We start from the raw sequence: 25,947 nt of genomic DNA on the forward strand, positions 1-25,947 counted from the left end.
ACCCCTAAGTGGAAGATTATAATCCTGTACTATGAAAATTTTCATACCCCTCATTGCCTTTTTTCCTGTAGTTTCTTTATACGCCCAGAAAACCGTTCCGGCACCGTCTAAACCCGTTACAGATACTTATTTTGGAACTCAGGTAGTTGATGAATACAGAAATCTTGAAGACTTAAAAGAACCTGCTACCATACATTGGATGAAGGTACAAGCCGATTATGCAGATTCCGTACTTGGTCAGCTTCCTTATAAAAAATATTTTGTAGACGAGCGGTTAAAGTTTGATAAAAGAAGCGGATATTCTACTTCAGACTTAAAAATAACAGGCGGTGATCTGTATTTTTATTTAAAAAAAGCAGCAGACGAAAAAGGCCAGAAATTATATTACAGAAAAGGTTTCGAAGGAAAAGAAGAACTCTTATACGATCCGGCCACTTTTGTTTCTACATTTGATCCTGCTTCAAAACAGGAACATCATTTCAGCATTAATTTTCTAAGTCCAAGCTGGGACGGCAGCAAGATTGCCATTTCTCTTTCTGAAAACGGAAAGGAAGCTTCTGAAGTCATTATCATGGATGTTGCTACAAAATATATCCATCCGCAGGTCATTACCAACCTTGAACCTACCAGTGTGGGTCAGGTAAAGTGGCTGGAAGACAACAATAGCTTTTTCTATACCTATTTTCCTGTGATTGATACAGATTCACCGGAATACACAAAAAATACAGAGGTCACTTTTTACCGGCTGGGCCAGGACCCGAAAAACCGTAACAATGTTTTTTCCAGAATCCATAATCCAGAACTGAATATTGATGAAAGCAGATTTCCCGGAATTGTGCAGTTTAATCAGGGCGATCCTTATTTTATTGGAAATTTGGGCGATGTGGACGATTACACGGATACCTTTATCATCAACAGAAAAGATTTTGAAAAAGGAATTAAAAGCTGGAAACCGCTCTACTATAAAGCTGACAAAGTATATGATAAGCAACCTGCGGGAAAGCAGGTATACTTTATGTCGGGATATAACGCACCTAATTTTAAACTTTGCGTAACCAACCTTGAAAAACCTGATTTCAGAAATCCTGAAATTTTGGTTCCTGAAAAGAAGGATGAAGTGATCCGAAGCTTTGAGCTGACCAAAGACGGTGTGTACTATTCTACAACAAAAAATGGAGTGGATGCAAGGTTTTATCTGTACAGCAATGGAAAAGATATTTCGATCCCATTACCTTTTGTTTCAGGAAGTGTGTCGATTCAGACAAAAGGGAAAGATTATTCAGAGGTTTGGATTACCTGTTCCGGTTGGGCTAATGAGCCGAGGAGATTCAGATATGATATAAAAACAAATGCTTTTAAAGAGGAAAACCTGGTTCCATTAATTGATTATCCAGAGTTTGAAGGAGCTGTTGTTGAAGAAACAAGCTTTAAGGCAAGGGATGGGGTCGAAGTTCCATTGACCTTAATCTATGATAAAAACCTTAAACGAAACAAAAATACGCCCGTTCTGATAGAATCATACGGCAGTTATGGAAAACCTTATTCTCCTTTCTTTGCAAGAAGCTATATGATGTGGGCTAAAAAAGGAGGGATTTTTGCGGTTGCGCATGTAAGAGGAGGAGGTGAAAAAGGCGAGCAATGGCATAAAGCAGGATATAAGCAGACAAAGCCTAATACCTGGAGAGATTTGATTGATTGTACCGAGTATTTAATCAAAGAAGGATATACTTCAAAGGAAAAAATAGCAATCTGGGGAGCAAGTGCAGGTGGGATTACAGTAGGAAGAGCCATTACGGAAAGACCCGACCTGTTTAAAGCCGCGATCGTTGATGTGGGAGCAACCAATGCCATAAGAAATGAAATCACACCTAATGGGCCTGGAAATGTCCCGGAATTCGGCACGGTTACCAAACCTGATGAATTTAAAGCCTTACTGGAAATGGATGCTTTTCATCATATTAAAAAAGGAGAAAAATATCCTGCCCTTTTAATTACAGCTGGAATCAATGACGGCCGTGTGATTTCATGGATGCCTGCGAAATTTGCAGCAAAAATAATGGACAGTGATACTTCCGTCCATCCGATCCTTTTCAAAGTGGATTATGGAGGCGGCCACGGAGGCGGAGTTGATCTTTTAAAGGCTTATGGCAACGTGGGAGAAATTTTTGCTTTTGCAGCCTGGCAGGTAGGCCTTCCGGGGTATCAGCCCAAAGAGTCTGCTGGTAAATAACGAAACATATAATTTTTTGGATCTAAAAATATTGCCAGATAAAGATTGGTTCTGTTGCGCTAATCTTTATTTGGGTATATAACAGCCTTATCTAATTCTATTGGATTATTGAATGATTTTAATTTTAATCTTTCATTTTTCTCTGCCGGTTTTAGCTGTTCTTTACTTAAAATTGTACCGTCATCTAATTGGAGCTTTTTACCTCTTTCAAGCGCAAGACTCATTGCACTGCCATTAAGAACATATTTAAAAGGACTTTCATAAAGCTCTGATTTTAGAGTGTTCAATTTTTTATAGTTTGTTTTTATGGCATTAGTCTTATAGTTTTGTAGTGTATAACTTTGATAATTTTGAGGGATTTTTTCACTTTTTATTAATGTAAAAAGATATTCTTTTTTTGTATCATAAATCTGTATAATGAGTCCCGGTAAGCCATTAAACTTGTACGGACCATACAATAAGGGAATCTCTCCGGCAAACCAGGCGATCCATTTTCTGCCACCGAAATTAGCTTCTGCTTTCTGTACCTTTAATTCGTTTATCATTTTTGTACTATCTGTGGTTTTCCAATTGAGATGTACTGATTCTTCTATTTTATAAAAATTTACATCTCCTATATATTCATAATTTTCATAAAAAGTGTTTTTAGTATTTTTAGATAAAAACGATGTTAATCTAAATTTTTCAAAACCAAATGCTTTAGTTTTAGCATATAAAGAATCATTGATGTAATACAACCTGTTATAATAAGTTATACCCTCCGGAGTAATGTCTAAATTGTAATTCTCTTTTGTAATCTCATGAGAAGTAGAATCTCTTTTATAATGTATTTCATATACAAATCGGTTATTCTGAGAATACAATAGGCATGCGTACAACAGTAATAATAATGCAATTGTTTTTTTCATACATTTTGTTTTTCTAAAAATATAAATAATTATATAATCTGTTTTTTATTTTTGTTGAATGTAACAAAAAAAAGCATCCAAAACCGGATGCTTTTTTTTCTTCTTAGAAAACTATTTCTCTAAAATTCTCTTCACCGCTTCTTTCACGGCCGTAGAATCAATTTTATATTTTTTCATTAATTCAGCAGGTGTTGCAGACTCTCCGAAAGTATCATTTACAGCAACAAATTCCTGTCTTGTAGGTCTTTTTCTTGCTAACATTCCAGCAACAGATTCACCTAAACCACCAAGATAGTTGTGCTCTTCAGCGGTAACGATCTTTCCAGTTTTTTCAACTGATTTTAAGATGATTTCTTCGTCTAAAGGTTTAATTGTATGGATATTGATTACCTCACAAGAAATACCTTCTTTTTCAAGCTCGCCTGCAGCTACAAGAGATTCCCAAACTAAGTGACCTGTTGCAACAATTGTTACATCGGTACCTTCTTGTAAAAGAATTCCTTTTCCGATTTCGAAAGGCATATCTTCCGGAATGAAAACCGGAACTACAGGTCTTCCAAATCTTAGGTAAACCGGTCCTTCGAAGTCAGCAATAGCTAAAGTTGCCGCTTTAGTTTGATTATAATCACAAGTGTTAATCACAGTCATTCCCGGAAGCATTTTCATCATACCGATATCTTCCAATACCTGGTGAGTAGCCCCATCTTCCCCTAAAGTAAGACCTGCGTGAGATGCACATATTTTTACGTTCTTTCCGGAATACGCGATAGACTGGCGGATCTGGTCATATACTCTTGAAGTAGAGAAGTTCGCGAAAGTTCCTGTGAAAGGAATTTTTCCCGTAATGCTTAATCCTGCAGCAATTCCCATCATATTGGCTTCTGCAATTCCTATCTGGAAGAATCTTTCAGGAGCTTTTTCAATGAATTTCTCCATTTTTAGAGAACCGATAAGGTCTGCACAAAGTGCTACCACATTAGGATTTTTGTCAGCAAGTTCTGCCAATCCGGCTCCAAATCCTGAACGTGTATCTTTTTTTTCTGTATATGTATATTTCATTTTTTTACTAATTGTTTATTGCTAATCCTTTTTTGTGCTGCCGATGATTAATAATCTGCAGGAGCTTCCAGATACAATTGTTTGAAGGCTGTTGCCAGCTGCTCATCATTAGGAGCTTTACCATGCCATGCATGAGATCCCATCATATAATCTACACCGGAACCCATCTCCGTATGAAGAAGAATTACCACTGGTTTTCCTTTTCCTGTTTCTGTTTTTGCTCTCTCAAGGATGGCAATTACTGATTCAAGATCATTACCGTTTTTCTCTTCCAGAACAGTCCATCCGAAAGCTTCCAGTTTTGCATGAAGATTTCCTAATGAAAGTACGTTATCTGTACTTCCGTCAATTTGTTGTCCGTTATAATCGATGGTAGAAATAATGTTATCTACTTTTTTAGCAGAAGCATACATCAAAGCTTCCCAATTTTGACCTTCCTGCAATTCTCCGTCTCCATGTAAAGTATACACCAAAGAGCTGTCTCCGTCTAGTTTTTTACCTTGAGCAACACCTAAAGCTACAGAAAGTCCCTGACCTAGAGATCCAGAAGCGATACGTATTCCTGGAAGACCCTCGTGAGTAGTCGGGTGACCCTGCAATCTTGAATTTAATTTTCTGAACGTTTTCAGTTCTTCAACCGGGAAAAAGCCGAATCTCGCTAAAGTAGAATAGAATACCGGTGAAATATGTCCGTTTGAAAGATAAAAATGATCTTGATTTTTCCCTTCCATTGTGAAAGGAAGGCTATAGTTCATTACCTTTCCATAAAGTGCTGTGAAAAATTCTGTACAACCTAAACTTCCGCCCGGGTGTCCTGAATTCACATCATGAACCATTCTTAAAATGTCTCTTCTGATTTGTGTAGTAAGAGATTTTAACTCTTCGATACTTTTACTCATTATATCTGATTTATTTACACGCGAATTTACAATTTTTTACCGGCTTACGGAAATGTAAATGGGATCGTGTGATATGTAAATTCTTAAATTAATTTAGAAATGATTTAGTTTATAAAAAAGCCAAATACTTAATAAAATATAAGACGTTGCATTTACAATGACAACACCTTTTAAAATTTTATGCTTCTTTAGATCATTAAAAATTTTATTTCTTTTTATTGAATAATATTCCATAAAAATTGAAATAGCTAGAGTAATTAGAAGACTTATAATTAAGTCAAAAATAATTTCGTTTGTTATTTTTGAATTTACAGGGTACGCAACATTTCCAAAAATAATATCTAGAAGCGGAAATTCAGAATAGTTTTCAAAATTATTAAATATAGATATTCCTAAAAGGAGCCTTATAATACCTTGAATGAGGAAACCGCCAAGAGTAGAAAAAATATTCATGATCAAAACTTCATGCCAGATAAATTTGAATTTGATTCTAAAAAATTTTGATAAAATAAATGTTTCAACAATTATAACAGCAACAAATGCAATCAAAATATACCACCATTCGAAAAAGAATAATGGTAATACAGCATTAAAGAGTCTGTTGTTACATTTTTTCATTTTAACTCAAAGTTAAAATCTTCAGAATATTTTTTAAATATTTTGAGAAGCTATTTCTTTCTAATCAACCATAAGCCAAAGAATGTCAATAAACCATTGATGATCAGTAATTCCAGACCGATCTTGAAATCTCCGAAGATGGAAACCTGGTATTTATCGATGAAATAAGAAATAATAGGAGCCGCAATACAAACATACGGAACAAGCTTATCGTGAACTTTATATTTGGTGAAAATTCCAAAAGCAAAAAGTCCTAAAAGAGGTCCATACGTAAATCCGGCAAGCTTAAGGATTAATCCAATCATGGAATTATCATTAATCACTTTAAAAATAATTACCATCACCAGGAAAGATACTGCCACGAGTAAGTGTACATTTTTTCTGAATCTTTCCTTCTTCTTGGTATCCCACGGTTTATCTTTCATTCCCACAATATCAATGCATAATGAAGAGGTAAGAGCCGTCATGGCACCATCCGCACTTGGGAATAATGCTGAAATTAAAGCAATGATAAATATAATGGAAATAAATGGCGGCATATGATTCAGGGCTACTTCAGGGAAAATCTTATCCCCGAAAATATCTTTTCCGTGCAGTAAAAATTCTTTTTTAGGAAGTCCGTCAACAATAGCCTGTGTAAAATGAGCCCCTTCGCTTTCTCCGAAAAGATATAAAAGTCCTCCCATATATAGGAATAAAGAGATTACTCCCAATAAAATAAAACCAAGCGTCACCATATTCTTTTGGGAATCTTTCAATTTAGTTACTGAAAGACTTTTCTGCATCATTTCCTGATCAATTCCCGTCATGGTAATGGTAATAAAGGCTCCTGCAAGAATTTGTTTGATGAAAAATCCCGGAGAATTAAAGTCAAATTCAAATATTTTGGTATAACCTTTAGTATTCATTGCCGTTAAACTCTGTCCTACGCTCAGATCTAAATGATTAAGCATATAAACTGTACAGATGATAAGTCCTAAAAGCATACAGGATGTCTGTAAAGTATCGGTCCATACAATGGTTTTTACCCCTCCTTCATAGGTGTAAAGAATAATCATTCCAAGGATAATCAGAGTGGTTAAAATAAAAGGAACGCCCAAGCTGTCGAGTATCGTTACCTGAAGAATATTAACAACCAGGTACAACCTTGCTGTAGCGCCCACCAATCTTGAAACAATGAAAATCCATGCTCCTGATTTATAGGAAAGCTGTCCCATTCTCTGCTGGAGATATCCATAGATAGAGGTTAATTTTAACCGGTAATAGAGGGGAAGCAGAACATACGCGACGACAATATATCCAATTAGATATCCTAACGTAATTTGTAAATACGCGAAGCTGTCTTTTCCAACCGCTCCAGGGACACTTACGAACGTCACTCCGGAAAGTGAGGTTCCAATCATTCCGAATGCGACCAGCATCCAATTACTTTTACGGTTTCCAATGAAGAAACTCTCATTGTCGCTTCCTTTTCCTGTTCTATAGGCTACCCAGAGCAGCAGTGCAAAATAGGCGATAATGATAACCAGTAATAGATACGGCGACATATTTATGAATTTTTAAATTTCACAAATATAGTTTTTTTAAAGAAATTCTTTTGAAGTTTAAAAAAGCAATTTATTTTCAGGATGAATGATCCCCCGAAATTAAATCAGCCTGCAGGGGATTTCCAGATCTTCGTTCAGGGAATAACTTGCACATATTCTGTGATAGCCGTCGGCAATAATAAGTTTGTTAGCTCCTCGAACCAGTAAAATGGGTGAAAGTTTGATCCCTTTCTTTATTTTTTGAAGATCTTCCCGTACATATTTGTTTTCACGCGGGAGCAGTGGAAGTTCGCTTGCACGGAAAATATCTTTACATTTTTTGTAAATGGTTTTGGCCTCAGTGAGTTCTTTGATAAGAGTTACCGTTTTTGATTCGTCATATAAAAGCTCCAAATAATCTTTGGCTGCAGGGAAATCATGTTTTTCAGGATTTTTTTTAAAAATGGCGTTGGTCTTTTTCATCGTTTTTGGTTTTAATTTTGAATAAATTATTTGTTATCATACGAATCCAAAACTGTACCAGTTATTAAAAAGAGCAATTCATAAATTATACTGCAGATTAAATACATTATGAGCATAAAAAAACCTCTCAGACTTTAGGGCTGAGAGGTTTTTTATCTTTTGGTTTTAATTCAAATTAATTAACTAAAATATCCTGAAGTTCTTTACTTTTTTGAAAGCTTGCTTTTGCAAACGGACAAAGCGGGATAATTTTCTTTTCATTTTTTCTTGCAAAGTCTACAGCAGCTAAAAGCATTTCTTTACCAACACCTTTTCCGTTGTATTCTTCGGCTACCTCGGTATGATCGATGATGAATCGTTCTTCACCCGCCCAGGTATATGTCATTTTTCCTGCTGAGATACCATCTATGAAAGCCTCAAAACTTCCGTGTTTTTCGTCGTTGTTTTGTTTTACTTCTATCATATTTATGAAAATTTGGTTAGTATTTCTATATCGTTTGTTAATATTTTATGCACCGGACATGCATCTGCAATAGCATGAAGTCTTTTCAGCTGCTCTTCATCTACATCCCCTTCAAAGCTGATGTTTCTGGTGAAAACTGCTCTTTTGGTCAATGGAAAGTTTTCAAGATCTACTTCTACATGAATCTGTTCCACATTCCATTCTTTTCTGTCGATGTACATCCTCAAAGTGGCAGCTGTACAGCTTGCGAGAGAGGTTGCCAGAATTTCAAAGGGATTAAATCCTTTATTTTGTCCGCCTTTGTCTATAGGTTCATCCGTGATGATTTTGTTATCGCCGGCGATGACTTCTGTGTAATACTTTTCTTTTCCTAAGCTTGCTTTTACCGTTACTCCCATTATTTTTTTGTCTTGAATGTATAACTTAATGCTCCGGAAGGGCATAAGTCTATTTGGTTTTTAAGTTCTTCTGGAGTTGCATTTTCTACTTTTATCCAGGGTCTTTCTTTTGGATCATAAACTTTTGGAAGTGTTTTTACACAAACAGCTGAGTGAATGCACTTTTGAGGCTGCCAGATCACTGTGATGTCTCCATTGATATATTCATGCGTTTCCATATTAATTTTCTTTTAATGTTTTTTCAATACGTTTGTCCGGAATCAGCCATATGAGAGCTACGATGTAATAAAAACCTATAGCAAGATAAGGATAAAAAAATGAAGTTGCGATCCCTGCAATATAGAATACAATTGAAATATATTCTTTAAACTTAGAATGTATTGCTTGTTTTATACTCGAATTTTCACCCTCGTTTTTTATAATTAAATTCTCAAGAATTGTATACGCAATAGCACACATAATCAACCCGATGCCATAAGCCGCGGCTGGATTTTTTGCAAAATTGGTAGTGCCCAGCCATTCTGTAGCGACAGGCATTAACGAAAGCCAGAATAATAAATGAAGATTAGCCCAAAGAATGCTTCCGTTCACTTTTTTTACCGCCTGGAACAGGTGATGGTGATTATTCCAGTAGATTCCAACATAAATAAAGCTGAAAATATAGGCTAGAAATTTGGGAAGAATAGGCTTGAGGCTTTCCCAGCTTGTTCCTTCCGGTACCTTTAATTCAAGGACCATAATGGTAATAATAATGGCTAAAACACCGTCGCTGAAAGCTTCTAATCTTCCTTTTGTCATGAGTTCTTAATCTGAATTTTAAAGTTTTCAATTTTTTCCTGTAATTCTTTTAACAGCTCCGGATTGATTACGCCGCTTTCCAGATCAAAATTTTCATAAAATTTCGGAAGGGAAAAAGTATCTTTAACATCAGCCGCAAACTGCGGAAAAAATGTTTTGGCTGTATTCATCACGTTGCCACCGCCATACCCTCCGGGAGAAGTACTCATTAGCAGCATGGGTTTATTTTGAAAAACTTTTACGTTAATTCTTGAAGCCCAGTCGAAAACGTTTTTGAAAGCGGCACTGTAAGATCTGTTGTGCTCGGCAAGAGAACAGATAATTGCATCGCATTCTTCAATAGCTTTTAAAAAACGGTGTGCTTCATCCGGAAATCCCTTTTTTTCAAGATCTACCGAGAAAACCGGCATATTGAAATCATTAAGGTCGATAAAATTGACGTCCTCATCCTGAAAATCTTTTAAAACAAATTTTACAAGTTCTCTGTTGATGGAGGTGGAAGAGGTGCTTCCTGCAAATACTAATATATTCATGGCTGTTTTTTTAGAGTCTGACCTCAAAATTATTTTCTGTTTAAAATGGATTTTGGTAGGGGAACATATTCTGTTTCATCGCCTGGAACCAATGGAAATGCCTCATGGTTTTGATCATTCCAGTCCACTTTAGCCTGTTCCAGTAATTCTTTATCTGAATTGACAAAATTCCAGTAGATAAAACGTTCTTCGTCAAAAGGTTCACCACCGAATAGATAAACGGTCCCGTTTTCACTCATGTCAAACTCACACAGTTTGGTGTCTTTGGCTATTAAAAGCTGTTTTGATCCGTATTTGTTTCCTTCAATATCCACGGTGCCATCCAGAACATACATAGCTGCTTCCCCATACAGGTCTTTTCCAATACTTATTTTTTGTGCAGTCTCAGTTTTTATTTCAATGAAAAATAATTTACTGTGAACAGGAACCGGAGATGTTCTGCCAAATGCTTCGCCTGCGATTAATTTATACTGAATACCGCCTTCTTCCCAAACCGGAATATCTTCTGCTTCGATGTGATGGAAAGTAGGCTCAGCCTGTTCCAGATACTTTGGAAGTCCCACCCAGATCTGAAAACCATGCAGCCTTTTATCAGTGTGTCTCAGATATTCGGGAGTTCTTTCAGAGTGTACGACACCTTTTCCGGCGGTCATCCAGTTGACGGCTCCCGGTTTTATTTCAAGGGCACTTCCAATGCTGTCACGGTGAAAAATGGATCCTTCAAGCAGGTAAGTCAGCGTAGATAATCCGATATGCGGATGTGGCGGAACATCAAGGTTTTGATAGTCTTTCAATTCAGAAGGTCCCATATGATCAATGAAAACAAAAGGTCCGACTGCTCTTTTCTCACGAAAAGGTAAAAGCCTTCCCACTAAAAAGTTTCCTATATCTGCTGCTTTTTCTTCAATGATAAGTCCGATGTTTGACATGATTAAAGTGGTTTTTAATTTTTTGTTTACGCTAATGTAATTAATATTCGTAATGTTCCGTATGCTTCGTGGAAACTAAAGTTTGTCATAGCCGTCAAATCTTTCATCTACAATACGTTTCCAATCCGGATTTTTTTTGATGTAGGCAAAGACATACGGGCAGAATGGTAACAGTTTTTTACCGTTGTCTTCTATATAATGCAGTGTTTTTTCAACAACAGCGGCTGCGGCGGCTCCGGTTCCTGCTAATTCAGGATCAGCTTCTGTGTGGACCAATGCGATCTGATGTCCCATTTCGCGGTAATCGATGAACGCAGCATAGCCGTTGACCTCTATTTCAAATCTTTTCCCGGTCTTTATTAAGTCTATATTTTCAAATTCTGGTTTCATGATAGTGGATTATTTTGAGTAATTCATGGGTTTGACGTCAGTGTACAACATCATACCCATGATGCTTATAAAATACATTAGGTTAGATAAATATAAGAAAATCATGATCAATAATCTCCTAATAAAAGTTAAGATTAGTTTAATTATGATGCCGGTTTAGTCCTCAAGATATCCGAATTTTCCGGTATTGTAATCTTCAAATGCCTGCATAATTTCCTCTCTTGTATTCATCACAAAAGGGCCGTGCGGATAAATAGGCTCGTTTAAAGGCTGTCCGCTGATAATTAATACCACAGCATCTTCAGCAGCTTCTATAATAAATGTTTCGCCTTCATTTTGAAATAATACAAAATGATCCGTGGCAACCTTTTGTTCACCATTGACTATAATGCTTCCTTCGATAACCAAAGCCCCGGTGTTAAAAGAAGCAGGAAAATCAAATTCCGCTTTTCCTCCTGATTTTAGCTTTGCATTCATCATATTGACAGGGCTGAAAGTAGTGGCAGGACCTTTATGACCGTTATATTCTCCGGCAATAATTTCAACATATCCATGGTTTCTCAAGTCCACTTTTTCCATGTCTGCATTTTTAATCGCCTGGTATTTTGGACAGCTCATTTTATATACGGAAGGAAGGTTTACCCAAAGCTGGACCATCTGGAAGGTACCCCCGGTTTTTGACCATTCGGTTTCGTGGTATTCTTTGTGAAGAACTCCTTTTGCGGCAGTCATCCATTGAACATCTCCTTCACCGATGATTCCTCCACCGCCTGCGCTGTCATGATGTTCAACTTTTCCCTGATAGGCTATGGTAACGGTTTCAAAACCTCTGTGAGGATGCACACCGACACCTCTGGGATTGTCGGATCCGTTAAAATGAAATTTCGAATTGTAATCCAGCATGATGAACGGATCCATTCTTTTCATGTCCATTCCTTGTATACCGGGAATAAAATTATGAACTCTGAAACCATCCCCTACAAAATGTGCAGGTTTTGGAGATGCTACGATTTCTATCTTCTTTGTTGCCATAACGATGTGCTTTTATATTAACACAAAAATAGGGCAGATAAAGATCAGATACATTGATCTGTGGTAAGTTCATGAAGTGAGCGTGAATCGTATTTGATCAATACACACATTGATTTATTTATCTTCTTTCGACTGCATGTTTTTCCCATCTGAAACATGAAGCCTTCTGAAAATGAAACCTGATAAAATGGTAAGGATTCCTACGGTTAGGAAAGTGTATCGGAAGGCATTGTGGATCTCACCCTCAATAAGATCTGTATTTTCAAATAATTTTAAAACAATCAATCCGAACGCAATCCCGAAGCCAATGGCCAGCTGCTGATTCACGGATAATAATGAGTTGCCGCTGCTGGTCTGAAAGTTTCTCAGGTCTGCAATAGAAATTGTATTCATTGAAGTGAACTGGATAGAGTTGAAGAACCCAAGAATAGCAATAATAGGGACAAACCAATATAAGGAAGAATGGATATTCGGGATTGCAAGCAGGCAGATTAATGTTCCGATAATGAAAGTGTTCACCATCAGTGTTTTTCTGTATCCATATCTGTCCAGAATTTTAATGACATAAGATTTCCCAAACATTGCCGTCAGGGCCATTGGTGCAATAATCCACCCGGAGGTGACTGCAGACTGTTTATAAGCAATCTGAATCATCAGCGGAAGAAGTAATGGGACAGAACTGATTCCTAATCGGGTGGCTAGATTTCCTACCACTCCCACACGGAACGTTCTCACCTGAAAAAGATTCAGTGGGAAAATAGGAGTTCCGCTTCTTTTTGCATGTCGGTAATAATAGTACAGAAACAGGAATCCTAAAATAAAGACTACCAGAACCGGAGTTGTATTCTGCAGATCTCCGAAAAGTTCCAGAGAGATAGAAAGCAGGAGAGAGGCCGCCGCGAAGATCATAAAACCTTTGAGGTCAAAATCTACATCATCCGATTTATAATTGGGCATAAACTTGAATCCTAAAACAATCCCTAGTACACCAATAGGAATATTGATAAGAAAAATCCAGTGCCATGAAAGATAATCAACCATATATCCACCCACTAACGGACCGAGAACCGGACCGATAAGGGCTGGGATAATGGCGAAATTCATAGCCTTTAGTAATTCATTTTTATCAAAAGTTTTAATTAACGCTAATTTTCCGACTGGAGTCATTAAACTTCCGCCAACTCCCTGAATGACCCGGGAAATAACCAGATGGGTAAGGTTTTGTGACATCGCACAAAGGAGGGAACCAATGCTGAAAAGAGCCAGTGAGAAAATAAAAACTTTCTTTGTTCCGAACCGGTCTGCCAAAAATCCGCTTGCAGGCATAAAAACAGCCAGCGTTAATACATAACTGATGATGGCGTTCTGCATGTTAAGTGGAGATTCGTTCAGATCTCTGGCGATGGATGGCAGAGAAGTGTTCAGAATGGTTGAATCCAGCATCTGCATAAAAATTGCAGTACCGAGAATCAATGGAAGTATCTTTTTTATTGACGTTTCGTTCGTATGGGTTTCAGACATAGTACAGGCCAGAATTTTTATATTCCGGGATTTTGATTGGTTGTAAAGTGAGGCTCTTTTTGATCAGAGCTTTTACCTTAGATGAAGAAATGAGTATAAAATTAAAAAAGTCCTGTGAAATATCACAGGACTTTTTAATTTATTTTCTAGGCTTTTCTACTCCTTTCCATTCGTCACCGGCTTTTCTGTACTGGCTTAAGATGTAAGTTTTAAAATCTTTTGTTTTATACTCTATGTTATCGGTGTTTTGTTCAAAAGGCATGATGTAATAATAATCTACATCTGTTTTATCCGATTTGTTTCCTTTTTTCACACTAGGAACATATTTTGAGAATTTATAGCTTGGAAGATATTGTTTCAGTCTTACATAAAAATCTTTGTCTTCTTTTTCGTTAGGAATGATATCTACAATATTGAAATCATCTTTTTTCTTGTCGATCCACAAATAGTACGTTTTTTCTTCACCCGTATTTCTGTTGAGAGAATTGAAAGAAAATAATTCTTTCGGTACCAGTTCCTTAATTTTTTCCGGATCTACTTTTGTGTAGTATTCACCTTTTGAAGGATCTACATACGTCTCCAGATTAAGCATCAACACAGGATTGTTGTCGAAATTTTTGTTTTTGAAATATTGATTTAAGGAAAGTTCTGCAGTTTTTCTAAGTTCTTTTCCTCTTTCATCCAGTTTTTTGGTGAAGTTTTGAGGATTTATTTTTTTCACAAACTCATATAAAACCATTGGCTTTACGTCCTTAAGGTGAGGATAAGTTTTCAGCTGTTCAGCTTTTACCAGCCAGTAATATTGTTGATAATAATCGTCTTTATCAGCGTCTTTTACGCTTTTATAGCTTAAAGCAAGCTTTTTTGAGTTAAGGTATTTGCCGTATTTTCCCTGTCCAAAAGCAAAACTTATAGATAATAAAGCAAATAAGATAGTAAGGTTTCTTCTCATTTTTTTATAATTGATATTTTCGTTTTCCAAATATAATTATTTATTAGATAATATTTTTGATTGTCAGTCAAATTATATCAATATTGTTGTCGGTTATTCAAAAAAAAATCCCGTATTGCTACGGGATTGATAATATTAATGAGATTTTGATTTATTCGTAAGACGTCTCATGTACTTTTACAGCTCTTCCGCTGGGATCATTCATTTGCTTGAATGCCTCGTCCCATTCCAGGGCAATAGGAGTGGAGCATGCGACAGAAGGTACAGATGGAACCGTAGCTGCTGAGGTTTCGCTTGGGAAATGCTCTTCAAATATAGTTCTGTATCGGTATTCTTCCTTATTTTGAGGCGTGTTCAATGGAAATCTGAATTTTGCGTTCGTCATCATTTCGTCCGTCACTTCTTTTTCTGCAACACTTTTCAAAGTATCAATCCATGAATATCCAACTCCATCAGAAAACTGTTCTTTTTGTCTCCACGCAATAGATTCCGGAAGAAGATCTTCGAAGGCTTTTCTCAATACCCATTTTTCAATTTTCCCTTCAGCTACGTTGATCATTTTATCCTTAGGATTAACCGTCATGGCAATGTCCATAAATTCCTTATCCAGAAAAGGAACACGGCCTTCAATTCCCCAGCTCATCAAAGATTTGTTGGCTCTTAAACAGTCATATAAATGAAGTTTCCCCAGTTTTCTAACCGTCTCATCATGGAACTCTTTTGCATTGGGTGCCTTATGGAAATAAAGGTATCCTCCGAATAATTCATCAGCACCTTCTCCCGAAAGAACCATTTTTATCCCCATCGATTTGATGACTCTTGCCAGAAGATACATAGGCGTAGACGCTCTGATTGTAGTCACATCATAAGTTTCCAGATGATACACCACATCACGGATGGCATCCAGACCTTCCTGTACGGTAAAGTTTACCTCGTGATGTACCGAACCGATATGCTCTGCTGCTTTTTTGGCGGCGGCAAGATCCGGTGAACCTACCAGTCCTACAGCGAAACTGTGAAGTCTCGGGTACCAGGCTTCCTGAGTATCGCCACTTTCGACCCTTTGTCTTGCAAATTTTGCTGTAATCGCGGAAATAACAGAAGAATCCAGTCCGCCGGAAAGAAGTACCCCGTAAGGAACATCACTCATCAGCTGTCTGTGTACGGCATCCTCAAGTCCTTTTCTTATTTTTTCAATACTTGTTTCGTTGTCTTTTACGCTGTCGAAGTTCTCCCATTCTCTTTTATACCACTGCTGAAGCTCCATTCCGTCTTTGCTGTAGATAAAATGTCCCGGTAGAAAATTTTCAATGGTTTTACAGATGCCTTCCAGTGCTTTCAATTCAGAAGCTACATAATAGTTTCCGTTTTTGTCCCAACCCTGATAAAGAGGGCAGATTCCCATATGGTCACGAGCGATCAGGTAGATGCCGTTTTCAATATCATATAAAGCAAAAGCGAAAATACCATTCAGTTTTTCAATAAAGCTCCCGCCATATTTTCTGTATAATGCTAAAATCACTTCACAATCCGACTGAGTCTGGAATTCATATTCCGGAAACTCTTCTTTGAGTTCTCTATGGTTGTAGATTTCTCCGTTCACAGCGAGTACGACTTTGCCGTCTTTTGTAAACAAAGGTTGTTTCCCTGAAGTCGGATCTACAATGGCAAGGCGCTCATGCGAAAAGACTACTTTTTCATCCTGAAATACGCCGCTCCAATCCGGGCCTCTGTGACGTATTTTTTTTGACATTTCCAACACTTGAGGTCTTAATATTTCGGTTTTTTGTTTGGCATCAAACAAACATACGATTCCACACATTTTTTATCATTTATTTGAAACAAAAATAGAATTGATATTTAAAAATAACAATAAAAAATGTTTAAAAGTGAATATTTTTAACTTAATAAATTATTTTAAAGAAAAATATTAATTATAATCAACCATAAACATGTTTTTAGTTGATATTTTTCGCTGTGAAAAAATACCTTGCCTATCATACAAAATAAAAACAACATATTTATTAATCTATGATAAGATATTATAGAAATTTTAGTCCTTACTTTGTCGCTCGAAATAATTTTTTTTCATCATTTGTGTTTTTACCTTCTTGCAATTCTCTTTGCGAGAAGGTTTTTTTTTATTCTGATCCTAAGAGAATTCCGGATACATTCCATGAGCTGAAACTTGTACCTTCCGTAGGTCCCTGAGGGATTTTTACCTGAATAATATGCTTTCCGGCTTTTAAATTTCCAAGAGGAATAAAGTTGGGATTGGTTACCGTTCCCGGGCACCAGTTTGACCGGCTTAAGTCTGATGATGAAAGTCCGTCAGGAAAATTACCTGAAGCAGGATTATAAAGGCGGTAAGAACCACAGTCTGTTCTCCAGGGAACGAAAGAAAATGCCATTTTGCCATCAAGGAAAATAGAATTGGTTTTAGGAACAAATTCGTCACCATTTTCCCAGCCTCCATGTCCGGTAGTAATATACCTGAGCTGAGCATTATTCAGATCCTTCTTTAAAATAAACTCTACAGAAAGCCCTTTTTCCTGATTAAATAGAGTGGAGTAGTCCTGTCCGGCCATTTCCATAATATTTAAAGTATTAAATAAAGGAATCGCCGTATTGTTTTTATAAATTGTTTGATCACTTTTATGGATGGTGATTTCAAGGCTCACTTTGTGGCCGCCTTTATCATAATTGCCGATAAAAGCTCCAACCCAAAGCTCTTTTTCTGAAAGGGAAGGTTTTAGTTCAGTGATGTCCTGGCGGTATGGACTGACCGTTTGCCAGTCTTTTCCTTTCAGCTGGATATGATTAAACTTTTGGATCCCAAAAGCAGTGAAAAATCTCATCATCTCAACAGCGGGAGCGTAATTTTCAGTAGAAATCACTCCGTAATATTGTTTTCCGTTTCCGTTATCATAAACAGGAAGGGTTTTCACCCCCTTTTCCAATCCGTCAAAAAAGGATTGCGATTGATCCTGCGGAATAAAAAATACGGTTCCTGTTCTGTCATAGGCGTCACCATTGGACTGCTGTTTTAATTCTACAAAAATATTTTCGCTTTCTGAAATTGTTGGAAACTTTATTTTTTTAAGTATAATAGTTCCGTTAGCGAATTTTTTTATCTTCTCATTGGATTTTGATTCATCGGAAAAATTGATGGTTTCATTTTCAAAAACGGGAAGCGTCGTAAACCGGCTTTTCCAAAGCAGATCTTTATACCCTAACTGATCTGTAGTATTGATATTACCTTTCAGGATGTTTTCAATACCTGTTTTCTGAATTTTTTTAATAGAACTGGCAGTTATTAATGAATTTTTATTACGTTCCACTTCCAGAACCAATCCTAAGTTCTGCCCTAAAACAGAAGGGCCACCATTGATTTTTACATCAGCAGTATACCAGATTTCGATGGTATTGGAATTGACTTTGGTTACTGCTTTTTTACAGGTGTAACCTAATATTTTCTTCGTTTCTTGAGTGAATTCAAAGGTTTGTTTTTTTACAGATTCTGCATCGGAAGCGGAAATAATGTCTCCCGGTTTTAAAAATGCATATGAAATGACCGTTTGAGAAGGTTTTTCAATCTTCGTGATTTCAAATGGATATTCGCTTTTTTGATCTTTTATTTTTTGGCTGAGGATCACATTCTCTTTTTCATTCACCCAGACAATCGTTGGAGACTGATCCGTCAGTACTTTTCCGTTATAAGAACTTGTATATTGGATTTCGTAAGTCTGAGCGGGCATCAGACAAAATAAGAAGATAGCAAAGAGGCTGGTTAAAATTTTTTCAGGCATGATGTTATTGAATTTCCCACGATCTCCCGTTTATCGCAGGAGCGTTTCATACTTATAAGTATAGATAATGGCTCTATACGTTACATCAAAGTGAAAAAAAATAACTCATTTGTTTAATTGTGAGTATTTTTTATTTTTTCAAATAGCCATAAAAAAACTACTCCAAAAAGTAGAGTAGTTTGTATATTGATATAAGTGATTGTATTATGCCAGCCTTTCAATCAAAGCCATATAGAATCCGTCGTAGCCTTCACTTGGCATTACTTTCTGATCCTTGATCATTTTGAAATCCGGATTGTTTTTCAAGAACTCATCAACCTGTCCGCTATTTTCGGATGGAAGGATAGAACATGTTGCATAAACCATCTGTCCTCCTTTTTTAAGGATTTTAGAATAATCCTGAAGAATCTGCTGTTGTTCTTTTTTGATTCTGTCGATAAAGTCCTGATCAATTTTCCATTTGCTGTCCGGGTTTCTTTTCAAAACTCCCAATCCAGAACATGGAGCGTCAATTAAAAGTCTGTCTGCCTTTTCATGAAGACGTTTGATTACTTTATTATCAGAAATCATACGGGTTTCAATATTGTGGGCACCGGCTCTTTTAGCACGTCTTTTAAGTTCAGCCAGTTTCCATTCGAAAATATCTAAAGCGATAATCTGACCTTTATTTTGCATCAATGCTGCTAAGTGAAGTGTTTTTCCACCTGCACCTGCGCACGCATCAACAACTCTCTGGCCTTCTTTTACATCAAGGAAATATCCTATTTTTTGTGAAGTAGCATCCTGAACTTCAAAAAGTCCTTCTTTAAAGGCAGTAGTAAGGAAAACATTCTTTTTTTCTTCTAACTGTACAGCATCAGGATAATTTTTTACCGTAAAAGCAACGATGTTTTCTTCTGCAAGATCAGAAATAAGCTCTCTTGTGGTGGTACGTAAAGAGTTTGCTCTTAATACGGTAGGAGCCTGCTCGTTTAAAGCTCTCATTTCTTTTTCCCAGCCCGGACCTAATTCTCTTTCCAATGTTTCAGCAAGCCATTCAGGAATAGAATGCTCGATTGATTTGGTAGGAACAGTACCTTTTTTAAGTTTGGTAAGGATGTCGGCAATTTTTATTCCGTCGAATTCCTCAAATTTTTTATAATTGGTTTTACTCCAAAGCAGATAAGCGATGATCAGTTTATAGATATTGTCAGGTTTTACGCTTTCACCCATATAATATTCCAGACGTCTTTTCCAACGGATGATATCGTAAAAAATCCCAGAAACAACGGCTCTGTCTTGGCTTCCCCACTTTCTGTGAGCTTTTAAAAGTCTTTCGATTACTTTATCGGCGTATTTGTTTTTCTCGAAAAATGTCTCTTGTAAAGCATCGTGAATTCCGATCGCCAAGTTTCTGTGAATAAGTTCCATAATTGCTATATGCTGTTTTGAATCTGCAAAAATACGAATTATAGTTGAGAGTTGATGTTGTGAAATACATTGTCAGTATCTGTGTCATCAGATTCGGGTTGGAAAGAATGTGAGTTTTGTAATTGCAGGGGCAGATTCGATGGTGTTGATCATGGTATCCAAATATAGGCATTGGTTTACAATTTTCATAGAAATACCTGATATATGGCATCTGATATCTGGTGTCCACAATTTCTACCTTCTTAAAAAAACTTTACCTTTGCAAAAATTAAAAATATGAGTGATCCTGTACTTTGTCCAAAATGCAGCTCAGAATTTACGTATCCGAGCGATAATATGATGGTGTGTTCCCAGTGTTTCTATGAATGGAATCCTGAAGAAGTATCTGCTGAAACTGCCAATGCGGGAAAGATATTAGATTCCAATGGAAATGAACTTCAGGATGGAGATTCTGTAGTAGTGGTTAAAGATTTACCTGTAAAAGGGGCTCCCAAACCGGTAAAAGCCGGAACTAAAGTGAAAAATATCCGCTTAAGACCTGACAGCGATCATAATATCGACTGCAAAATTGATGGATTTGGTTCAATGGCATTGAAATCCGAATTTGTGAAGAAAGCTTAACATCACAATATACAATTATACAAAATGCGTCCGTAAGGTGCATTTTTTTGTGCTTAAAAATGAAATTATTAGGCATAAAAAAAGGAAAGAATTGGACAGTGTAATCTTTCATAAACTTAATTGCAGGGCGCTGCTAATGTCCGTCTAATGGCAGAAAGAGAATTAACCAAAAATTTCCTTATGCTGTGGATACACAAATGTAAGAAAACTATAACAATTGATATCGTTACTATTGAAAATTTTATCAAAAATTTAACAATAACTATAAGAATGCCTGTTGGTTACAGTGTCTGTCGCAATACGGAATTCTTTCTTTAAAGTCTATTCAAAAGAAATGGTAACAGGATCCTGTAATTTTTTGTCGCTGTACAGAATAATTTCTTTGTTCAGAGCTTTAATTTTATTCCAAAAATGATTTCCTGCAAATCTGCTTTCCAGAACTTCTGCATCAAATCCGTTGGAAGCCATTTTTATTTCATGAGGATAATAGCAGGATTTATTAATTTTAAAATCTGTCATTTCACTTTCACTGAAAATATTAACTTCTCCAAAAAGTTTGGCTACATAAGCATTGTAAGGAGCTTTATAGGTTTCTTCAGGGCTGTCATTCTGAATCAGTCTTCCGTCTTTAAGAATGATCACCTGATCCAGCCATGGCATGATATCATGAAGTTCATGCGTCGAGATAATCAACGATATATGATGCTGTTTTACATATCTGAAGAGTCTTTCACGAAGCTCAATTTTTCGCGGAAAATCCAGATTACTGAACGGTTCATCCAAGATAAGAAGTTTGGGAAGTACGGAAAGGGCTCTTGCAATGGCCACTCTCTGCTGCTGCCCGCCGCTTAAATTTTTAGGAAGAACATCCGCAAATTCCTGAAGACCTACGATTTCAAGCAGTTCTGTTACGGTTTCTTTCTTTTGGGCTAAATTGATATTTGAAATAAATTTCCCTACGTTTTCAGCTACGGTAGCATAAGGCATCAGATCAAAATTTTGAGCTACAAATTTCATGGCTGCTTCCCCTGGAACAAGATTTCCCTTTGGTCCTAAAAGTTTTGTACCGTCGAAGATAATTTCTCCGCTTTCCCAGTCTAAAAGTCCATAAATCAAATTTAATAACGTAGATTTTCCACAGCCGCTTTCTCCCGCCAATGCGATGATTTTTCCTTCTTCAAGCCTGAGATTCAGGTTCTGAAAGAGCGGTTTGTCCTGGGTATGTGAGAAATATAGGTTGTTTAATTCTAAAAGCATAATACAAATGTAAGGTTTTTATGAAAAAATATTTTTTTTTATTATATTAGCAGTTGTAATAAAAATATACCAAAAATGATAAAAAAACTGTTTTCATTAGTTATTCCTGCTTTTTTTGCCGCGGCTGTAGTGGTTTCTTGTAAAAAAGACAAACCTCTGACGAGCGAAAGCAATGAAGTGTCAACGACCAAAGATGGCAGCCAGTATACATTGGATACTTTGAACAGTAAAGTGGAATGGAAAGGATATAAAGTATTCAAATCAGAAAGTACAAGTCATTTTGGAACGATCAAGTTTGAAAGTGGAGACGTTACCGTAAAAGACGGAAAGCTGGAGAGTGGAAAGTTTGTTGCGGATATGAATTCTTTAACTTCTGTTGACCTTAAAGATGATGCAGAACAGTTAGCAAAACTCAACGGGCACCTTAAAAGTGGTGATTTCTTTGAAGTAGAGAAATTTCCTACCGCTTCGTTTGAGATTACGAAAGTTGCTCCTGCTGCAGGAGGGGATTACAATACTCTTTTAGATGGGAATTTAACCATCAAAGGAATTACAAAACCTGTTCAGTTTAAAGCCAATGTTTCTGTAAAAGATGGTGTGGTGAGTGTGGCTACTGAACCGAAAGATATTAAAAGGGAAGAGTTTGGGGTGAAATTCCAGGCTCCGGCGGAAAACGGTGTTCTTAAAGATGAGGTAACTCTTCAAATCAACGTTAAAGCTTTAGAAAAGAAATAATTTTTTTATTTAAGTGAAATAAGTGATTGAAGTCTGCCCCCGAAAAGAGGCAGATTTTTTTATGACAAATTAATTATTAAACTTAAAAACCGTATTTTTGCAAAACATTTTTGAAAGGGTAAAAATAATGATAGAAAAGATAGAAGAGCTACTGGTTGAAGTAAACGGCTTCAATGCTACATCTAAAGAGGAGATAGAGAGCTTCCGAATTAAGTACAACGGTAAAAAAGGAGTACTGAATGATTTTTACGAAACATTAAAAGACGTTCCTAATGATCAGAAAAAAGAATTCGGACAGAAGATTAATTCTTTGAAGCAGGCTGTTGCTATAAAATTGGAAGATTTTAAAAATACTTCCGAATCTTCTCTTGTTACCGAAAAAGAGGATCTTACAAGACCTGCGTTTCCACTGGATCTGGGATCAAGGCATCCGATCAATCTGGTGAAAAACAGAATTATAGAAATTTTTAAATCTATCGGATTTGCTGTAGCCGATGGACCGGAAATAGAAGACGACTGGCACAACTTTACGGCCCTTAATCTACCTGAGTACCATCCGGCAAGAGATATGCAGGATACTTTCTTCATTGAGCAAAACCCTGATATTCTTTTAAGAACGCATACTTCTTCGGTACAAATCCGTTATATGGAAGAAAATCAGCCGCCGATAAGAATTTTATCTCCGGGAAGAGTATTCAGAAATGAAGCGGTATCTTCACGTTCACACTGTATTTTCCATCAGATTGAAGGATTATATATTGATGAGAATGTAAGTTTTGCCGATTTGAAACAAACGATCCAGTTCTTTACTACTGAACTTTTCGGAAAATCTAAAATCAGAATGAGACCTTCTTACTTCCCGTTCACTGAGCCAAGTGCTGAGATCGATGTATATTGGGGATTAAACTCTGAAACAGATTACAGAATCACGAAAGGAACAGGATGGCTGGAAATCATGGGTTGTGGAATGGTAGACCCTGCCGTTCTGAAAAATGTGAATATCGACGCTGAGAAATATTCAGGATATGCCTTCGGAATGGGTATTGAAAGAATTGTAATGCTTCTTTATCAAATGAGTGATATCAGAATGTTCTTTGAAAATGATATCCGAACGTTAGAACAGTTTAAAACTTTATAATACAATCAAACCTCCGAAATTTCGGAGGTTTTTTACTTTCAGGTACTGACCTTAGAAACAAAACGTACCTAAAAGCTGATTGTTCTTATGGTTATTTTTTGAGATTCTGTCATTGAAGAATTTAGTTTTCGTCTGTAGGTTATCGTACTTATAGGACAGTTCAATAGTACAATCTATTACATAACACGAAAAAATGTCTGCAATACGCTTGCAGACATTTCTTTTATATAAAAACTAACTATTATGTGCTTAATTGGTAAACTTTAAAGGGTATTTTATGTTTTTAACATCATCAATACTTGCTTTTAGAGAACCCACTGCCAACTCTGCTTTCAACAGCATCGGAACATGATTGGCATCATTGGAAACCCACATGGTTACCCCTTCTTTTTCTTTGAAAACCCTTCCACTTTTTACAGATGGAATAATTTTCAGACAGTTGATGGTACCGAATTTTGTTTTTAAATCTTCCGTACCGATCACTTTCAGCTGAAAAGGAAACATTTCATCATCGATCCATACATTCATATTGATGACGGTTCCTACTCTAAGTTCGGCTGAACTTTTACTTCTTAAAAAATAAAAGCAAGAAAGCATATCCTGAATTCCTCTTACCGATTTGATGACCTTAGATCCGTTGGCCGGTGTTTTTTTATCGGTTAATATCAAAGTATTATTGTCATGGTTGAAAACCGTTTCAAAATGCTGGCGGTAACTTCCTTCACGCACATTTCTCACATAGAAGCTCGGTAAACCTGTTTCTATGTTAATAAAGCTTTCATACAGGTCTTCCACTTTAAAGAATGCTTTTACGGCGCCGGTAGTTTGTCCGGTACCTTTTACATACAGATGAGGAACTCCTTTGTAATTGGTTTTTTTTGTGGTGAGATTGGCGGTCCCGGCATTCAGTATACCATAATGGATTCTTAAGGTAATTGATTCGCCGTCAGCGATATTATCAATCTGAGCAGAACCTAGAAAAAATAAAAATACTGCAATAAAATTTAAAACTTTTTTCATAATAAAAGGGCTACAAAAAGACTGCCAAATTTAATATCTTCAATTATTTGCTGAGATTTGATAAATCTCAGGTTTTTATTTAGACTCAATTAAATATGCTTCGCATTAAAATTACTAAATTTGCGGCTACATGTATAATTAAATTATCTTTCTATTATGATAACTACTGATATATTAATCATAGGGGCAGGACCTACGGGACTTTTTGCAGTTTTTGAAGCAGGTCTATTAAAAATGAAGTGTCACATTATTGATGCACTTCCTCAACCGGGAGGTCAATTGGCTGAGCTTTATCCTAAAAAACCTATTTTCGATATTCCGGGTTATCCTTCAGTAAATGCCGGAGATCTGGTAGATAATTTAATGGAGCAGATCAAACAGTTTCAGCCAGGATTTACGTTGGGAGAAACGGCTGTTTCTTACACGAAAGTAGATGATGAATGGTTTGAAGTGGTTACGAATAAGGGAACAGTGCACAGAGCAAAGGCAATTGCCATCGCAGGAGGGCTGGGAACTTTCGAACCTAGAAAACCGGCTATAGAAAATGTGGCTGATTATGAAGAAAAAGGACTGGAATATTTCATCAAAGAACCTGAACATTTCAGAAATAAAAAAGTAATCATTGCCGGAGGTGGTGATTCTGCATTGGACTGGAGTATTTTCTTATCCAATGTAGCGAGTGAAGTAACTTTGATCCACAGAAGAAATGAATTCAGAGGGGCTTTGGATTCTGTTGAAAAAGTACAGGACCTTAAAAATCAGGGTAAAATCAAACTGATCACTCCAGCTGAAGTTACTGCGATTAAAGGTGATGGTAAAGTGGAGGCGATTACTGTGGTGAAAGATGGTGAAGAAGCCCAGGATATTGAAACTGATTATTTCATTCCGCTTTTCGGACTGACTCCAAAATTAGGAGAAATTGCCAACTGGGGATTGAATATTGAAAAAAACGCTATCGTTGTGAATAACGCTTTGGATTACCAGACGAATATCGAAGGAATCTATGCGATCGGAGATATCAACACGTATCCAGGAAAATTAAAGCTGATCTTATGTGGTTTCCATGAAGCTACTTTAATGTGTCAGAGTGTCTACAACCGATTAAATCCGGGAAAAAAATACGTCTTAAAATATACCACCGTAAGTGGAGTAGATGGTTTCGACGGAAGCCGAAAAGAAGCAGAGAAGGCTGTTGTGAAAAAAATTGACTAATTTTGC

General features: G+C 36.6%; 26 protein-coding genes. 5 read left to right on the forward strand and 21 right to left on the reverse strand.

All coding sequences use genetic code 11. The annotated features are described in order from the left end of the window. Window positions 1-31 precede the first annotated feature (31 nt). On the forward strand, window positions 32-2,230 hold the full coding sequence (locus tag IW15_RS07945) for a prolyl oligopeptidase family serine peptidase (RefSeq protein WP_034710480.1): 2,199 nt from the start codon (window positions 32-34) through the stop codon (window positions 2,228-2,230). Between the two features lie 59 nt (window positions 2,231-2,289). Here the strand turns inward: IW15_RS07945 and IW15_RS07950 are convergent, their stop codons facing one another. The 19 genes from IW15_RS07950 to IW15_RS08040 form a co-directional block, all read right to left on the reverse strand. Further along, window positions 2,290-3,138, reverse strand: a complete 849-nt coding sequence (locus IW15_RS07950; protein ID WP_034710482.1) for a GLPGLI family protein — start codon at window positions 3,136-3,138, stop codon at window positions 2,290-2,292. A gap of 111 nt (window positions 3,139-3,249) precedes the next feature. Further along, window positions 3,250-4,197: a transketolase family protein gene (locus tag IW15_RS07955; RefSeq protein ID WP_034710484.1), complete on the reverse strand. Its 948-nt coding sequence runs from the start codon at window positions 4,195-4,197 to the stop codon at window positions 3,250-3,252. 47 nt (window positions 4,198-4,244) lie between these two features. Continuing rightward, on the reverse strand, window positions 4,245-5,099 hold the full coding sequence (locus tag IW15_RS07960) for a transketolase (protein WP_394331242.1): 855 nt from the start codon (window positions 5,097-5,099) through the stop codon (window positions 4,245-4,247). A gap of 90 nt (window positions 5,100-5,189) precedes the next feature. Beyond that, complete coding sequence (locus IW15_RS07965) at window positions 5,190-5,714, reverse strand: hypothetical protein (protein ID WP_034710486.1); 525 nt, start codon at window positions 5,712-5,714, stop codon at window positions 5,190-5,192. 50 nt (window positions 5,715-5,764) lie between these two features. After that, window positions 5,765-7,261 carry a sodium:solute symporter gene (locus IW15_RS07970; protein WP_034710487.1) on the reverse strand — a complete coding sequence of 499 codons (1,497 nt, stop codon included), beginning with the start codon at window positions 7,259-7,261 and terminating at the stop codon, window positions 5,765-5,767. A 99-nt stretch (window positions 7,262-7,360) separates the two neighbouring features. Further along, window positions 7,361-7,723 (reverse strand): hypothetical protein, encoded by a 363-nt coding sequence (locus tag IW15_RS07975; RefSeq protein ID WP_034710488.1) that lies wholly within the window; start codon window positions 7,721-7,723, stop codon window positions 7,361-7,363. Window positions 7,724-7,898: 175 nt separating this feature from the next. Continuing rightward, on the reverse strand, window positions 7,899-8,186 hold the full coding sequence (locus IW15_RS07980) for a GNAT family N-acetyltransferase (RefSeq protein WP_228384325.1): 288 nt from the start codon (window positions 8,184-8,186) through the stop codon (window positions 7,899-7,901). Between the two features lie 2 nt (window positions 8,187-8,188). After that, window positions 8,189-8,584 carry an OsmC family protein gene (locus IW15_RS07985; RefSeq protein WP_034710489.1) on the reverse strand — a complete coding sequence of 132 codons (396 nt, stop codon included), beginning with the start codon at window positions 8,582-8,584 and terminating at the stop codon, window positions 8,189-8,191. Next, window positions 8,584-8,802 (reverse strand): (4Fe-4S)-binding protein, encoded by a 219-nt coding sequence (locus tag IW15_RS07990; protein WP_034710490.1) that lies wholly within the window; start codon window positions 8,800-8,802, stop codon window positions 8,584-8,586. Before IW15_RS07990 ends, IW15_RS07985 begins: the two co-directional genes overlap by 1 nt. A gap of 1 nt (window position 8,803) precedes the next feature. Beyond that, window positions 8,804-9,382 (reverse strand): TMEM175 family protein, encoded by a 579-nt coding sequence (locus tag IW15_RS07995; RefSeq protein WP_034710491.1) that lies wholly within the window; start codon window positions 9,380-9,382, stop codon window positions 8,804-8,806. Continuing rightward, complete coding sequence (locus tag IW15_RS08000; RefSeq protein WP_034710492.1) at window positions 9,379-9,915, reverse strand: NADPH-dependent FMN reductase; 537 nt, start codon at window positions 9,913-9,915, stop codon at window positions 9,379-9,381. The genes IW15_RS07995 and IW15_RS08000 overlap by 4 nt, the downstream gene beginning before the upstream one ends. Window positions 9,916-9,944: 29 nt before the next feature. Continuing rightward, the gene (locus IW15_RS08005; RefSeq protein ID WP_034710493.1) at window positions 9,945-10,844 is read right to left on the reverse strand and encodes a pirin family protein; all 900 of its coding nucleotides are present in this window, start codon (window positions 10,842-10,844) and stop codon (window positions 9,945-9,947) included. 75 nt (window positions 10,845-10,919) lie between these two features. Beyond that, window positions 10,920-11,234: a GNAT family N-acetyltransferase gene (locus IW15_RS08010; protein ID WP_034710494.1), complete on the reverse strand. Its 315-nt coding sequence runs from the start codon at window positions 11,232-11,234 to the stop codon at window positions 10,920-10,922. A gap of 156 nt (window positions 11,235-11,390) precedes the next feature. Next, window positions 11,391-12,266: a pirin family protein gene (locus IW15_RS08015; protein ID WP_034710495.1), complete on the reverse strand. Its 876-nt coding sequence runs from the start codon at window positions 12,264-12,266 to the stop codon at window positions 11,391-11,393. 114 nt (window positions 12,267-12,380) lie between these two features. Further along, window positions 12,381-13,787, reverse strand: a complete 1,407-nt coding sequence (locus IW15_RS08020; protein ID WP_034710496.1) for an MFS transporter — start codon at window positions 13,785-13,787, stop codon at window positions 12,381-12,383. Between the two features lie 139 nt (window positions 13,788-13,926). After that, complete coding sequence (locus tag IW15_RS08025) at window positions 13,927-14,769, reverse strand: hypothetical protein (RefSeq protein ID WP_034710497.1); 843 nt, start codon at window positions 14,767-14,769, stop codon at window positions 13,927-13,929. A 121-nt stretch (window positions 14,770-14,890) separates the two neighbouring features. Beyond that, window positions 14,891-16,561: an asparagine synthase B gene (gene asnB, locus IW15_RS08030; protein ID WP_034710498.1), complete on the reverse strand. Its 1,671-nt coding sequence runs from the start codon at window positions 16,559-16,561 to the stop codon at window positions 14,891-14,893. A gap of 319 nt (window positions 16,562-16,880) precedes the next feature. Then, window positions 16,881-18,548 (reverse strand): GLPGLI family protein, encoded by a 1,668-nt coding sequence (locus IW15_RS08035; RefSeq protein ID WP_034710499.1) that lies wholly within the window; start codon window positions 18,546-18,548, stop codon window positions 16,881-16,883. 204 nt (window positions 18,549-18,752) lie between these two features. Then, a complete protein-coding gene (locus tag IW15_RS08040; protein WP_034710500.1) occupies window positions 18,753-19,958 on the reverse strand; it encodes an RsmB/NOP family class I SAM-dependent RNA methyltransferase in 1,206 nt (401 codons plus the stop codon). Window positions 19,959-20,234: 276 nt separating this feature from the next. Here IW15_RS08040 and IW15_RS08045 point away from each other — a divergent pair, with 276 nt between their 5' ends. Continuing rightward, window positions 20,235-20,579 (forward strand): zinc ribbon domain-containing protein YjdM, encoded by a 345-nt coding sequence (locus tag IW15_RS08045; RefSeq protein WP_034710501.1) that lies wholly within the window; start codon window positions 20,235-20,237, stop codon window positions 20,577-20,579. A gap of 321 nt (window positions 20,580-20,900) precedes the next feature. Here the strand turns inward: IW15_RS08045 and IW15_RS08050 are convergent, their stop codons facing one another. Next, a complete protein-coding gene (locus IW15_RS08050; protein WP_034710502.1) occupies window positions 20,901-21,836 on the reverse strand; it encodes a sulfate/molybdate ABC transporter ATP-binding protein in 936 nt (311 codons plus the stop codon). 75 nt (window positions 21,837-21,911) lie between these two features. On the opposite strand from IW15_RS08050, the gene IW15_RS08055 reads away from it, so the two are divergent. Together IW15_RS08055 and pheS are read left to right on the forward strand one after the other, a co-directional pair. Then, complete coding sequence (locus IW15_RS08055) at window positions 21,912-22,571, forward strand: YceI family protein (RefSeq protein WP_034710503.1); 660 nt, start codon at window positions 21,912-21,914, stop codon at window positions 22,569-22,571. A gap of 127 nt (window positions 22,572-22,698) precedes the next feature. Then, window positions 22,699-23,709, forward strand: a complete 1,011-nt coding sequence (pheS, locus tag IW15_RS08060; RefSeq protein WP_034710504.1) for a phenylalanine--tRNA ligase subunit alpha — start codon at window positions 22,699-22,701, stop codon at window positions 23,707-23,709. Window positions 23,710-23,958: 249 nt separating this feature from the next. Here pheS and IW15_RS08065 read toward each other — a convergent pair whose 3' ends face one another. Next, entirely contained in the window at window positions 23,959-24,729 is a 771-nt protein-coding gene (locus IW15_RS08065; protein WP_034710505.1) for a DUF3108 domain-containing protein, read from the reverse strand. A gap of 156 nt (window positions 24,730-24,885) precedes the next feature. Between IW15_RS08065 and IW15_RS08070 the strand changes: the two genes are divergently transcribed. Further along, window positions 24,886-25,941, forward strand: coding sequence for an NAD(P)/FAD-dependent oxidoreductase (locus tag IW15_RS08070; protein ID WP_034710506.1), 1,056 nt, complete (start codon window positions 24,886-24,888; stop codon window positions 25,939-25,941). Window positions 25,942-25,947 lie beyond the last annotated feature (6 nt).

Origin of the sequence: Chryseobacterium soli (assembly GCF_000737705.1) — a bacterium.
GTDB classification, from domain to species: domain Bacteria; phylum Bacteroidota; class Bacteroidia; order Flavobacteriales; family Weeksellaceae; genus Chryseobacterium; species Chryseobacterium soli.